The organism is Rhodobacter capsulatus, from assembly GCF_005144475.1.
Classification (GTDB): domain Bacteria; phylum Pseudomonadota; class Alphaproteobacteria; order Rhodobacterales; family Rhodobacteraceae; genus Rhodobacter; species Rhodobacter capsulatus_C.
Genome location: NZ_SWJZ01000015.1, coordinates 1 through 13,083, shown reverse-complemented (window position 1 = coordinate 13,083; position 13,083 = coordinate 1). Strand labels below are relative to the sequence as shown.

At 67.0% G+C, this 13,083-nt stretch carries 14 protein-coding genes; 8 read left to right on the top strand and 6 right to left on the bottom strand.

Translation table 11 applies throughout. From position 1 onward, the window contains the following. The first annotated feature begins 69 nt into the window (after positions 1–69). The gene (locus FBT96_RS04960) at positions 70–288 is read left to right on the top strand and encodes a cysteine-rich small domain-containing protein (protein WP_136905229.1); all 219 of its coding nucleotides are present in this window, start codon (positions 70–72) and stop codon (positions 286–288) included. 12 nt (positions 289–300) lie between these two features. Here the strand turns inward: FBT96_RS04960 and FBT96_RS04955 are convergent, their stop codons facing one another. The 4 genes from FBT96_RS04955 to ccmI form a co-directional block, all read right to left on the bottom strand. Continuing rightward, positions 301–1,296: a Hint domain-containing protein gene (locus FBT96_RS04955; RefSeq protein WP_136905228.1), complete on the bottom strand. Its 996-nt coding sequence runs from the start codon at positions 1,294–1,296 to the stop codon at positions 301–303. Positions 1,297–1,547: 251 nt separating this feature from the next. Further along, positions 1,548–1,799 (bottom strand): DUF1289 domain-containing protein, encoded by a 252-nt coding sequence (locus FBT96_RS04950; RefSeq protein WP_136905227.1) that lies wholly within the window; start codon positions 1,797–1,799, stop codon positions 1,548–1,550. Further along, positions 1,792–2,271, bottom strand: coding sequence for a Holliday junction resolvase RuvX (ruvX, locus tag FBT96_RS04945; RefSeq protein WP_136905226.1), 480 nt, complete (start codon positions 2,269–2,271; stop codon positions 1,792–1,794). Before ruvX ends, FBT96_RS04950 begins: the two co-directional genes overlap by 8 nt. Continuing rightward, positions 2,268–3,539 (bottom strand): c-type cytochrome biogenesis protein CcmI, encoded by a 1,272-nt coding sequence (ccmI, locus tag FBT96_RS04940; RefSeq protein WP_136905225.1) that lies wholly within the window; start codon positions 3,537–3,539, stop codon positions 2,268–2,270. Before ccmI ends, ruvX begins: the two co-directional genes overlap by 4 nt. A gap of 238 nt (positions 3,540–3,777) precedes the next feature. Here ccmI and FBT96_RS04935 point away from each other — a divergent pair, with 238 nt between their 5' ends. Beyond that, positions 3,778–5,022: a sarcosine oxidase subunit beta family protein gene (locus tag FBT96_RS04935; protein WP_136905224.1), complete on the top strand. Its 1,245-nt coding sequence runs from the start codon at positions 3,778–3,780 to the stop codon at positions 5,020–5,022. Here FBT96_RS04935 and FBT96_RS20605 read toward each other — a convergent pair. Continuing rightward, positions 5,019–5,186, bottom strand: coding sequence for a hypothetical protein (locus tag FBT96_RS20605; protein WP_169583219.1), 168 nt, complete (start codon positions 5,184–5,186; stop codon positions 5,019–5,021). The two genes, FBT96_RS04935 and FBT96_RS20605, sit on opposite strands and share 4 nt — an antisense overlap. Positions 5,187–5,381: 195 nt before the next feature. Here FBT96_RS20605 and FBT96_RS04930 point away from each other — a divergent pair, with 195 nt between their 5' ends. From FBT96_RS04930 to FBT96_RS04915, 5 genes are all read left to right on the top strand, one after another. Beyond that, positions 5,382–5,705 carry a sarcosine oxidase subunit delta gene (locus FBT96_RS04930; RefSeq protein WP_136905223.1) on the top strand — a complete coding sequence of 108 codons (324 nt, stop codon included), beginning with the start codon at positions 5,382–5,384 and terminating at the stop codon, positions 5,703–5,705. Further along, positions 5,702–8,656: a sarcosine oxidase subunit alpha family protein gene (locus FBT96_RS04925; protein ID WP_136905222.1), complete on the top strand. Its 2,955-nt coding sequence runs from the start codon at positions 5,702–5,704 to the stop codon at positions 8,654–8,656. Before FBT96_RS04930 ends, FBT96_RS04925 begins: the two co-directional genes overlap by 4 nt. Next, positions 8,649–9,203, top strand: a complete 555-nt coding sequence (locus tag FBT96_RS04920; RefSeq protein ID WP_136905221.1) for a sarcosine oxidase subunit gamma — start codon at positions 8,649–8,651, stop codon at positions 9,201–9,203. The genes FBT96_RS04925 and FBT96_RS04920 overlap by 8 nt, the downstream gene beginning before the upstream one ends. 201 nt (positions 9,204–9,404) lie before the next feature. Beyond that, complete coding sequence (locus tag FBT96_RS20600) at positions 9,405–9,581, top strand: hypothetical protein (RefSeq protein ID WP_055210617.1); 177 nt, start codon at positions 9,405–9,407, stop codon at positions 9,579–9,581. A 110-nt stretch (positions 9,582–9,691) separates the two neighbouring features. Further along, positions 9,692–10,294, top strand: a complete 603-nt coding sequence (locus tag FBT96_RS04915) for a superoxide dismutase (RefSeq protein WP_136905220.1) — start codon at positions 9,692–9,694, stop codon at positions 10,292–10,294. Between the two features lie 280 nt (positions 10,295–10,574). Here FBT96_RS04915 and FBT96_RS04910 read toward each other — a convergent pair whose 3' ends face one another. Further along, positions 10,575–11,939, bottom strand: coding sequence for a tryptophanase (locus tag FBT96_RS04910; protein ID WP_136905219.1), 1,365 nt, complete (start codon positions 11,937–11,939; stop codon positions 10,575–10,577). A gap of 224 nt (positions 11,940–12,163) precedes the next feature. Between FBT96_RS04910 and rarD the strand changes: the two genes are divergently transcribed. After that, entirely contained in the window at positions 12,164–13,048 is an 885-nt protein-coding gene (gene rarD / locus FBT96_RS04905; protein ID WP_136905218.1) for an EamA family transporter RarD, read from the top strand. The last annotated feature ends 35 nt before the right edge of the window (positions 13,049–13,083 follow it).

Sequence of the window (13,083 nt, the reverse complement as noted above, 5' to 3'; positions counted from 1 at the left end):
TGGGGGAGCCTGTCTTCGGCGGACGGGGGTCGTTTACGCGCCCGACCCCGATGGGAACAGGAGGCTGCCATGGCAAGGGTCGATCCCGCTGCCGGGTCTTTGACTGTGCGCGAAACGGTTCTGTGCCGCTATTGCGGGGTGCCGCTTTTCACCGCGAGGGATCGCGAGAAGCATCTGGACCTGAAACTGTGCCGTTCCGAGGGCGAGGGGGCCTGGGACTGCGCCGATTGCACCGATCCGCATGCGCGCCCGCAAGGCCGCTGCGCTTGCGGGCCTGCGGCGGAATAGGCGCCGAAAGGGTCAGTCCTTCTTGCGAAACAGCGCCTCGCGGCCGACGCGGTCAAGCATCTCGCGCCCGGCCTCGGTGCCGAAATGCGGCGTGTGCGACAGATCGGGCAGACGGGCCTTGATCTCGGCCGACAGTTCCTCGGGCATCAGCTTCAGCGTCGCCTCGGACACCTGCAGGCTTTCGACCGGCACGCCCTCGGCATAGACGATCTCGTGCCGGTCGAAAACGAGCGCGAAATAATCGACATAGCCGCCCTCGCGGCGCCAGACATGTTCGCCGTCGACCAGATGCTTGGCTTGCACGAGGATTTCCGCGGTGTCGCCCAGCCGTTTCTCGCCGCGCCGATACAGGAACACCCGGTGATGCGGCGCGACGACCAGATCGCTTTCATTGCCCAAAGTGCCCGCCGAAATCACCACCGGCGCGAAAGAGCCGAGCGCCCGCAGCGTCGCGCGCGCCACCAGCCGCACCGGCTGCGGGCCGCTGTCGCGCGTCAGCACCCGGTCGCCGGGCGCCAGCGTCTCGATCGGGCGCTGCGCGCCGCCCGCCATGGTGACCAGCGTGCCGGTGGTGAAGGCGATGCAGACCAGGTCCGAGAGCCGCACATCGCCCGGATCGTCGGTGGCCTCAAGCAGCGTGTAATCGACCCGCGGCGCGATCGGCGACAGCGGCAGGGCATAGAAGATCTGCGTTTCCTCGTGCCGGATCAACAGGATATCGACCGTGTCGCCGTCCGGCGTGATGAAGACATGCCGCGCCAGCAGGGCGATCCGGTCGCCCTCGACGCCCAGCTCCGAGCCCGCGCAGATGCGCTGCCCGGTGTCGGGATCGGCGGCGATCAGCAGCCGCAGCGGCCGCGCCGCGCGCTCGAGCTGATAGATGTCGCCGGGCTGGCACAGCGCGGCCAGATCAAGCCCGTCGCCCTGATTGGCGCCCGAGGTCACCCAGATCAGATCGGCCTCATAGACGTGGACGACCTGAGGCGGCAGGGAACGCGAGGCGGTCATGGCGGGTCCGGGGAACGAGGGTTGGGCGAGGATCGCAGCATCTGTTGCAAATTCGGTTAATGCCCGCGCCCCCGCCCGTCAAGGCGCCGCCACGGACCGCCGGGGCAGGGGGGCGCTGCCCCCCTCTGGCCTCTCGGCCATTCACCCCCCGGGATATTTCGGCCAAGGTGAAACGAAACCGGGGCGCTGCTTTCACCTTGGCGCAAATATCCCGGGGGGAGTCCCGCAGGGACGGGGGGGCAGCGCCCCCCTTACTCCAGTTGTCGCGCGGCGCGCCCGCCGCGGCGCTGGGCCAGACGCGGCGCGCGGGCGGGCAGCTCGGCCATCACCGCGCGGCGGTCCTCGGGGGTCATGCGCGACCAGCGGCCGATCTCGTCCAGCGTGCGCAGGCAGCCGATGCAAAGCCGCTCGGTCGGGTGGATCTGGCAGATCTTCACGCAGGGCGTGTCGATTTCCGCCCGTTTCCAGATCCCGTCGGTGTTGTCCGGCGTGTTGTCAGCCATGCGCGCGCCCCAGATGCGCAAGGCGGTCGAGCGCGCCTTGCAGAATGAACCCCGCCGCGACGTGATCGACCAGTTCGGCCCGGCGCTTGCGGGAAAGATCGGCCTCCAGCATCGCGCGTTCGGCCGCCACCGTCGAGAGCCGCTCGTCCCAGAAGGTTATCGGCAGCGGCGTCAGCTTTTCAAGGTTGCGCGCGAAGGCCCGGGTCGATTGTGCCCGCGGCCCTTCCGAACCGTCCATGTTCACCGGCAGCCCGAGAACGAACCCGACAATCTGCCGCTCGGCCACCGTCTTCATCAGATCCGCCACGTCGAGGGTGAATTTCTCGCGCCGGATCGTGCGCAGGGGCGTCGCGATGCCCCGCAGCGTGTCCGAGACCGAGACCCCGATCGTCTTCGTGCCCAGATCCAGCCCGGCCAGCGCCCCCACCCGCGGCAGCGCTCCCGCGAAATCGCGGATCTCGGTGCAGATCATGGCGCGGCTCCGATCGTGCCAAGGGGCGTTTGCGTCGCCGCCTCGATCTTCGCCAGATCCTCGGCGCGGCCGGTGAATTTCGTCCGCGCCTCGGTGGCGATCGCCGCGGCGCGGTCCGCCTCGCCCAGCACCCGCAGCGAGGAGATCAGCTTCGCCCAATCCTCGGCGCTGCCGCCCTCGTTCGCCAGCCGCGCGTTCAGGTTTTCGACCATGCCGCGGATCATCGCCAGACGGTCGGCAGGGGCCATGCCCTCGGCGGCCCGCATCTGTTCGGCCGAGGGGCCCGCGGGCACCGGCAGCGGCGCGGTGTAATCCTGCTCGCCCGCGAGCCAGGCCAGCGTGTCGATGCCCTGCGCGATCTCGGCCACCCAGGGCGCCTCGGGCGGCGAGACGCGCAAGGACGCATCCCAGAGCTTGAAGGCCCGGTCGGGGCGGTCGTTCTGCCCCATCATCAGCCCGACATAGAACAGCGCCAGCCCGTCTTTCGGATCCCTGTCCAGCGCCTTGGCAAAGGCCGCCTCGGCCTCGGCCGTCACCAGCCCGCCCGCGGCGATGGTCATCAGCTCGCCCAGACGGGTGTAATCCGCCGCCTCGGCCCGGTCGCCCTTGAGCGCGACAAGCCGCCGTTGCGCCTCCCATCCGGCGCGGTAATTGCCCAAAGCCATCTCGTTTTCCGACAGCAGCGCCAGCCCCTGCGGATCATTGGGCCGCGACGCCACCGCCTGGCGCAACCGCTCCATCAGCTCGAGGTATTTCGGATCGGGCTGCGGCACCGGGCTGCCCGCCGCCGCCGCCCGCGCCTCGGCGGCCTTGCGCTCGGCCGCCGCCGTCGCTTCCGCCGCCGCCTGATCGGGGCGGGCCTGATAGAGCGCCTCCGCCCCGGCCAGCCGTTTGGCCAGCGGCGCATCGGGCAGACCGGCCGCGCCGAGCCGGTCGTAGATCGCGAAGGCCCCGGCCAGCGCCGCCACGGTCAGCGCCGCCGCCGCCACCGTGCCGCGCCGCGGCGCATCGCCCCCCGTCACCGCCGCCTGCAGCGCCCGGTCCGCGTCGAGCAGCCGGCGCGAGATTTCCACCCGGCTCCGCGCCGCCTCCTCGGGGCTCAGCACGCCGCGGGCAAGGTCCTTCTCCACCTCGGCCAGTTGCGCGCGATAGACCTGCAGATCCTGCGCCTCGGCGGGCTGGGCCTGGCCGCGCGGGCGGATCAGCGTCAGGGCAAGGGCGAAGGCGATGGCGGCGACCAGCGTCGCGCAGATGATCCAGAACAGCATGGGGTCTCCTATCCTGCATCTCCCATAAGGCTTTTGACGCCGTGCAGAAAGAGACAAGAGCGTGAAAGGCCGTCTCACGGCTCTGTGTTGCGGCTCTTGTCAACGATGTCGCTTTTTGCTGCCGATTGCCGCATGGGGGGGGCTTTCGGGGTTCCGGGCGGTTCATCTAAGGTGGAACAGCCAGACTCGGGGCGCGCGCACAGCCTGTGGCACCCCAACCCGAAGCGAGAGAGGGCAGATGAGACGCTATTCGATCTTCGCCGTGGCGCGCGAGGCGCTGCGCTACCACAGCGGTTGGGAAAAGGCCTGGGCCTCGCCCGAGCCGAAGAAACGCTACGACGTGATCGTGGTGGGGGCGGGCGGGCACGGGCTCGCCACGGCCTATTACCTGGGCAAGGTCCACGGCATCAAGAATGTGGCGATCATCGAAAAGGGCTGGCTCGGCGGCGGCAACACCGGGCGCAACACCACGATCATCCGCTCGAACTACCTGCAGGACCCTTCGGCGGCGATCTATGAAAAGGCGCGCTCGCTTTACGAGGGGCTGAGCCAGGATCTGAACTACAACGTCATGTTCAGCCCGCGCGGCCTTCTGATGCTGGCGCAGTCGGAACATGAGATGCGCGGCTACAAGCGCACGGTCTATGCCAACAACCTGCAAAACGTCGAAACCCGCTGGATCGAGCCGAGGGAAGTCAAGAAGCTGGTGCCGATCCTGAACATCGCCGGGCCGCGCTATCCGGTTCTGGGCGCGCTGTTGCAGGAAAAGGGCGGCACCGCGCGGCATGACGCGGTGGCCTGGGGCTATGCGCGGGCCTGTTCCGACATGGGCATGGACCTTTTGCAGAACACCGAAGTCACCGGCGTGCGGACCGAGGGCGGCAAGGTCGTGGGCGTCGACACCTCGCGCGGCGCGATCGACTGCGGCAAGCTCGCCATCGTCGTCGCCGGTCATTCGAGCGTGCTGGCGGGCATGGCGGGGTTCCGTCTGCCGATCGAATCGATGGCGCTGCAGGCCTGGGTGTCGGAACCGATCAAGCCCACGATCGACGTCGTGGTGATGGCGAACCTCGTGCACGGCTACATGTCGCAATCCGACAAGGGGGAACTCGTGATCGGCGGCGGCACCGACGGCTTCAACAACTACTCGCAGCGCGGCTCGTGGCACCATGTCGAGGAAACCACCCGCGCCCTGATCGAGACCTTCCCGGTGATCTCGCGGCTCAAGATGCTGCGGCAATGGGGCGGCATCGTCGACATGACGGGCGACCGCTCGCCGATCCTGTCGAAAACCCCGGTGGACGGCATCTTCGTCAACTGCGGCTGGGGCACCGGCGGCTTCAAGGCGATTCCGGGCTCGGGCTTTGCGATGGCGGAGCTGGTGGCCAAGGGCTATTCGCCGCTTGCCGCCGAATTCGGCCTGCACCGCTTCAAGGAAGGCCAGTTCATCGACGAATCCGTCGCCGCCGGGGTGGCGCACTAAGATGCGGACCATTTGTTCCTCGGATCGGACTGCCAGTCGAACTCCGCTTGCAGCGCGTTCATGGCGTAGATATCGTGATACTCGAACGCCCGCACGGCCCATCTGCGCACTTCCTCATCGGGATGGGCGCGGCCCCAGCTTTCCATGTCTCGCCAGTTTTTCACTTCGGGCTCCCCGAATGCAGGATTCGGAAGACATACTCCGTCGAGAAGGTTGCGAGGCTTTAGCGGGGCTTAACAGGTATCCGCGTTCTGTTGCGCATCCCTGCTTCCCCCTTTCACCTTGGTCCAAATATCCCGCGGGGGTCCGGGGGCGCGAAGCCCCCGGCGCCTGCCCTGCCCAGCCAAAGGCCTGCTGACATGCTGACACTGACCTGCCCCTGCTGCGGCGTCACCGTCGAGGAAACCGAACTGGCCCCCGGCGGCGAGGCGCATCTGAAGCGTTTCGGACCGGGCTCGACCGATGCCGAATTCGAAACCTACATGTTCGCCCGGAAGAACCCGAAAGGCGTGCATTTCGAACGCTGGCGCCATGCCTATGGCTGCGGCAAGTGGTTCCTCGCCGCGCGCTGCACCGTCACCTGGGAGGTGTTCGGCACCTATCCGGCGCAGACCTCCGAACCGCCCGCCGAGCTGATCGCCAAAATCAAAGAGAAACGTCCGGGCTGGGAGGGCTGGAAATGAGCCATCGTCTGTCTTCGGGGGGCCGTCTGATCGACCGCTCCAAACCGCTCGCCTTCAAGTTCAACCGCGCGAAAGCCCGGGGCTTTGCGGGAGACACGCTCGCCTCGGCGCTGCTGGGGTCCGGCCGCACGCTTCTGGGCCGCTCGTTCAAATACCACCGCCCGCGCGGCCTGGTCGCCTCGGGCGCCGAGGAGCCGAACGTGCTGGTGAACCTTGGCAAGGGCAACCGCCACGAGCCCGACCAGCGCGCCACCACCACGGAACTGTTCGACGGCGCCTGGGCCACGTCGCAAAACCACTGGCCGAGCCTTGGCTTCGACATCGGCGCGGTGAACGACTTCGCCTACAAGCTGATGCCCGCGGGCTTTTACTACAAGACCTTCATGCATTCGCTCGAAGCCTGGCATTCCGTGTTCGAGCCGATCATCCGCCGCGCCGCGGGGCTGGGCAAGGCGCCGACGAAACCCGACCCGGACCGCTATGAACAGGCCTATGCCTATTGCGATGTGCTGGTCGCGGGCGGCGGCGTCGCCGGTCTTGCCGCGGCGCTGAAGGCGGGCCGTGAAGGCAAGCGGGTGATCCTGGCCGAACAGACCGCGCATTGGGGCGGTCGCGCCCCGGTGGATGGCGGCCTGATCGACGGTCAGACGCCCGAAGCCTGGATCAAGAACACGCTGCAAGCCCTTGAAGGCATGGAGAATGTCCGGCTGATGACCCGGACGATGGTGGCCGGGCTGCATGACCACGGTTATGCGATCCTCTATGAGCGCGTCGCCGATCACACCCCGGGCGACGGCCGCCCGCGCCATCGCCTGTGGCGCACCCGCGCCGGGATCACCCAGGTCGCCACCGGCGCCATCGAACGGCCGCTGGCCTTCGCCGGCAACGATATTCCGGGCGTGATGCTGGCTTCGGCGGTGCGCGATTACATCGTGAACTGGGCCGTCGCGCCGGGCAAACGCATCGTCGTCGTGACGAACAACGACGACGCTTACCGCACCGCGCTTTGCGCGCTCGGCGCCGGGCTCGAGGTGGCCGCCGTCATTGACGCCCGCCCGGCGCCGACCGGGCCGCTGGTTGAAGCCCTGCGCGAACGCGGCGTCAAGGTGCTCGAAGGCCGGGCCATTGCCAAGGTCAAGGGATCGAAGGCGGTGAAGGCGGTCGAGATCGCCAGCCACGCGGGCGAAGGCGGCGCGGTCGAGCGGATCGACTGCGATTGCGTCGCGATGTCGGGCGGCTGGTCGCCGGTCGTGCATCTTTATTCCCATGCGGGCGGCAAGGTGAAATGGGATGCGGCGGCGGTGATGTTCCGCCCCGATGCCGCGAAACCGCCGACCGGCGACAAGGGCCAACCGATCGCCGCGGCCCTGGGCGCCGCGAATGGCCATCTGACGCTCGACGCGATCTGCGCGGAAGCGGGCATGGTGGGCCAAGTCGAGGCCGAAGCGCCGCTGATGCCGGTCTGGGTGATGCCTGCCAAGGCCTCGGAAGCCTTAAAATTCAAGGCCTTCCTTGACTATCAGAACGACGTGAAAGTGTCCGACGTGCAGTTGGCCGCGCGCGAAGGCTACGCCTCGGTCGAACATACCAAGCGCTACACCACGCTCGGCATGGCCACCGATCAGGGGAAACTGAGCAACATCAACGGTCTGGCGATCCTCTCCGAGGCCTTGGGGCAGGAGATCCCCGCCACCGGCACGACGACCTTCCGCCCGCCCTACACGCCGATTTCCTTTGGCGCGATCACCGGCGAAGCCCGCGGCGAGATCTTCCAGCCTTTGCGCAAGACGCCGATGCACGACTGGCATCAGGCCCGGGGCGCGCATTGGGAGCCGGTGGGCCTGTGGCGCCGCCCCTATACCTATCCGCGCAAGGGCGAAAAGCACCGCGAGTCGGTCAACCGCGAGATCGTCAACACCCGCACCAATGTCGGGCTGCTCGATGCCTCGACGCTGGGCAAGATCGTGGTCAAGGGGCCGGATGCGGGCCGCTTCCTGGACATGATGTATACCAACCTCATGTCCACCCTGCCGGTGGGCAAGTGCCGCTACGGGCTGATGTGTTCGGACAACGGCTTCCTGATCGACGATGGCGTCGTCGTGCGGCTCTCCGAGGATACCTGGCTGTGCCACACCACCTCGGGCGGCGCGGACCGGATCCATGGCCACATGGAAGACTGGCTGCAATGCGAATGGTGGGACTGGAAGGTCTATACCGCCAACCTGACCGAGCAATATGCGCAGGTCGCGGTTGTGGGGCCGAAGGCGCGGAAATTGCTGGAAAAGCTGGGCGGGATGGATGTCTCGAAAGAAGCGCTGCCCTTCATGACCTATCAGGAAGGCACGCTTGGCGGCTTCCCGGCGCGGGTGTTCCGGATCAGCTTCTCGGGCGAGCTCTCCTATGAAATCGCGGTCCCCGCGAACATGGGGCTGGCGTTCTGGGAAGCGCTGAACACCGCGGGCGCGGAATTCGGCGTCATGCCTTACGGCACCGAAGCGCTGCATGTGATGCGGGCCGAAAAGGGCTTCATCATGATCGGCGACGAGACCGACGGCACGGTGATCCCGCAGGATCTGGGCCTTGGCTGGGCGATCTCGAAGAAGAAGGCGGATTATCTGGGCAAGCGCGCGCAAGAGCGCAAGCACATGACCGACCCGGACCGCTGGACGCTGGTGGGGCTCGAGACGCTCGACGGTTCGGTTCTGCCCGATGGCGTCTATGCGGTGGACGAGGGCGTGAACGAGAACGGCCAGCGCAAGGTGCAGGGCCGCGTGACCTCGACCTATTTCTCGCCGATGCTGAAGAAGGGCATCGCCATGGGGCTGGTCAGGCATGGCCCGGCGCGGATGGGCGAGGTGCTCGAATTCCCCGCCGACGCGGGCAAGGTCATTCAGGCGCGGATCGTCGATCCGGTGTTCTACGACAAGGCAGGGGAGAAAGCCGATGTCTGAAGCGGTGTCTGCACTCAAGGGCGAAAGCCATGCCGGCTTCGCCACGGTGACCGAGGCGGGGCTGTCGGGCATGGTGACGCTGCGCGCCGATCTGTCGGCGACGGCGACGCGGATCGCGCTGGCCGGGCAGGGGCTGAAACTGCCGGGCGCCCGCGAGATCGTCGCGGGCGAAAAGGGCCGCTGCACCGCCTGGATGAGCCCCGACGAGCTTCTGGTGATGTGTTCCTATGACGACGCGCCCGCGGTGGCGGCGGGGCTTGCGCATTCGCTGCACACCGAACATGCGCTGGTGACCAACGTTTCGGATGCCCGGGCGCGCTTCACCATTGCGGGGGCGAAGGCCGATCAGGTGCTGATGAAGCTCTGCCCGGTCGATTTCGCCAATCTGAAGCCGGGCGAGATGCGCCGCACCCGCGCCGCGCAGGTGGCGGCGGCGATCTGGCGCTCGGGCCGCGAGGAACTCAGCCTCGTCTGCTTCCGCTCGGTCGCGGCCTATGTGATGGGGATCCTCGAGGTCTCGGCCCGCCCGGGGGGCGAGCTTTCCTGACCGGGCAGGGGGGCTCTGCCCCCCGTCCTGCGGACTCCCCCCGGGATATTTGCCCCAAGGTGAAAGGCAATCGGTCTTGTTTCACCTTGGGCCAAATATCCCGGGGGTGAATTGCCCGGCACGGGCAAGCGGGGGCGGCGCCCCCTTTTTGCTTGCCTTGCGGCCGGGCTTGCCGCAGATCGGAGGCAAAGGAGATCCAGCATGGACTATTCGAAATCCGGGGGCGCGCGGCCCGACAAGAACAATCCGCGTCATTCCGAACACAATGCCAAGGGGTCGGAAAAGAACCCCTTCGGCAAGGGCGCGGCGAAAGAAGATCTGATCGCGCGGATGAAGGCGGCCGCCGAGGCGCGCAAGGACGCGGCCAAGAAACCCTGATCTGCGCCCGGGGAAGGGGCTGTGCGGGAAAATCACCCGTCAACCCTTGACCTTGGGGCGTTCAGTGCTTCAATTGGTCGCAACAGAACCCGAGTAAAAGGATCGCTCAAATGGCTTTCGAACTTCCCGCCCTTCCCTATGCCCATGATGCCCTGGCCGCGCTGGGCATGTCGAAGGAGACGCTCGAGTATCACCACGACCTGCACCACAAGGCCTATGTCGACAACGGCAACAAGCTGATCGCGGGCACGGAGTGGGAAGGCAAGTCGGTCGAGGAGATCATCAAGGGCACCTATTGCGCCGGGGCCGTGGCGCAATCGGGGATCTTCAACAACGCGTCGCAGCACTGGAACCATGCGCAGTTCTGGGAAATGATGGGGCCGGGCGAAGACAAGAAGATGCCGGGCGCGCTGGAAAAGGCGCTGGTGGAAAGCTTCGGCTCGGTCGCGAAGTTCAAGGAGGATTTCGCCGCCGCGGGCGCGGGCCAGTTCGGCTCGGGCTGGGCCTGGCTGGTGAAGGACACCGACGGCGCGCTGAAGATCACCAAGACGGAAAACGGCGTGAACCCGCTCTGCTTCGGGCAGACCGCGCTTCTGGGCTGCGATGTCTGGGAGCACAGCTATTACATCGACTTCCGCAACAAGCGCCCGGCTTACCTCACGAACTTCCTCGACAAGCTGGTGAACTGGGAAAACGTCGCCTCGCGTCTGTGAGGCGGATGGACGGATGAAAGAAACCGGCCCCTGCGGGGGCCGGTTTTGTTTTGCCCTCTCCTTGGCTGAGGCCATTGCCGAAGCCACGCGGACCAGTTGCCCCATGACCGCCGGGGGCCCAAAGGCCCTCGGCCAGCGCCCGCCCAGCCCCGGCGGGCGCTTCTCGCCCGCCGGGGCTGGGCGCTGGCCTCTGTCGCGCCTGGGGCTGACGGCCCCGGGGCAGGCGTTGCCCACGCGGGCGGGGAAAGGCGGTGCCTTTCCTGATCCGCCCGAAACCAGCTCAGAGCTTCTCGAAGCGGCAGGTGAAATGCCGCATCAGCTTCGGCTCCTTCACGATCCGGTAGCCGCGCAGGGCGTCTTTCGTTGCCGCCAGCTCCTCGAAGGCCTCGACGATGTAATCGGCGTGGCTTTGCGTATAGGTCCGGCGCGGGAAGGCGAGCCGCACCAGATCCATCGCCGCAGGCTTTTCCGAGCCGTCGGGTTGGCGGCCGAACATCGCCGTGCCGATCTCGCAGGACCGCACCCCGGCGATTTCATACAAAGCCACCGCCAAGGCCTGCCCCGGATATTCGAGCGGCGGGATATGGGAAAGCCAGGCCCGCGCGTCGATGAAGACCGCATGCCCGCCCGCGGGCTTCACCACCGGCACCCCCATCGCATCCAGCCGCTCGACGATATATTGATGCGTGCGGATGCGGTAGCGCAGGTAATCCTCGTCGACGATCTCGACCAGACCCTGCGCCAGCGCGTCCAGATCCCGCCCCGCCAGCCCGCCATAGGTCGGGAAGCCCTCGGTCCGGATCAGGTGCCCCCGCGCCTCCTCGGCCAGATCATCGTCGTTCAGCGCCAGCCAGCCGCCGATATTGCCAAAGGCGTCCTTCTTCGCCGACATCGTCATGCCGTCCGCCACCGCGAAGCAATCGCGCACGATCTCGGGGATCGAGCGCTCCGCCTGCCCCTCCTCGCGGGTCTTGATGAACCAGGCGTTTTCGGCAAAGCGGCAGCCGTCGATGAGGAAGGGTTTGCCATACCGATGCGCCAGATCGGCGACGGCGCGGATATTGGCCAGGCTGACGGGCTGCCCGCCGCCCGCATTGTTGGTGATGGTGATCATCACCAGAGGCACGCTTTCGTGATGCTCGGCCAGATAGGCCTCGAGCCGCGCCAGATCCATGTTGCCCTTGAACGGATGCAGGTTTTGCGGGTCTTTCCCCTCGGCGATCACCAGATCGTCGCCGATCGCGCCCGAGGCCTCGATATTGCCGCGCGTGGTGTCGAAATGCGTGTTCGAGGGGATGCGCTTGCCCGTGCCCCCGAAGATCGAGAACAGGATCGCTTCCGCCGCGCGGCCCTGGTGCGTCGGGATGATGTGCTTGAAAGGCATCAGGTTTTGCACGGCGGCTTCAAAGCGGAAGAAGCTGGGCGATCCGGCATAGCTTTCGTCGCCCTGCATCACCGCCGCCCATTGCAAGGACGACATCGCGCCGGTGCCGCTGTCGGTCAGAAGGTCGATCAGCACGTCATCCGAATGCAGGCCGAAGAGGTTGTAACCCGCCGCGCGCGCCAGTCGTTCTCGCTCGGGGCGCGAGGTGAGGCGGATCGGTTCGACCGATTTGATGCGGAAGGGTTCGATGATGGTTTTCACCGCGGGGCTCCTGTCGATGGCCCCATATACCCGTGGCAACCGTCGCACGATGGGGCCGCAGCGTCGCGGTTGCCCGGAGACCCGGACCGCGCTCGACGCCCATGATGGTTGCAAGGCCGAATTTCGCATCCCGCGTCGGTTCCGTCAAGTCAGGCGGTGGGATCGGGATTGACGGGCGCGGCGGGGCGGGGTTCTGTGGCCGTCTTGAGCCTGGGGAGACACGGATGAAGGACGCCACGAAGGGTTTTGTCGCGATGGTGGCGACTTGCTGCGTCTGGGGTCTGTCGGGGATCTATTACAAGGCCTTGTCCGAGGTGCCGCCCTTGGAGGTGCTGGCCCATCGCACGCTCTGGTCGGTGGTGTTTCTGGGCGCCGTGGTGGCGGTGCAGGGGCACTGGGCGATGCTTGCCCGCGCGCTCACCGGGCGCAACCTGCGGATCGTCGCCGGGGCGGCGGTGGTGATCTCGCTGAACTGGTTCGGCTTCATCTGGTCGGTGCAGAACGGCCGCGCGGTCGAGGCCTCGCTTGGCTATTACATCTTCCCGCTGGTCGCGGTGGCGCTGGGCATGGTGTTTTACGGCGAGCGGATGGGGCGGGCGCAGGCGGTGGCGGTGACGATCGCCGCGGCGGCGGTGGGCTATCTGACCTGGGCCTTGGGCGCGGCGCCCTGGATCGCGTTGATGCTGGCGGGGACCTTCGGGCTTTACGGGCTGCTGAAGAAGAAGCTTTCGGTGCCCTCGGTCGTCTCGGTCCTGGCCGAGGTGGTGCTTTTGGCGCCGCTGGCCGCGCTGGTGCTGGCTGCGGCGCATTTCGGCTGGTTCGGTCGCGTGCCGGGCTCGGGGCATTTCGGCGACGACCTCGGATCCTCGCTGATGCTGGCCTTTTCCGGGGTGATGACGGGCGGGCCCTTGATGCTGTTTTCCTATGCCGCGCAGCGGGTGCGGATGGCGACGATCGGGCTGGTGCAATATCTCAACCCGACGCTGCAATTCGCCGTTGCGGTCATGGTCTTTGCCGAACCCTTCACCTCCGCGCATGCCATCGCCTTTGCGATGATCTGGGGGGCGCTTGCGCTTTATTCGGCCGCGGCCTTGCGGGCGAGGGGGTAGGGGGGCTCTGCCCCCCTCTGGCTGCGCCATTCACC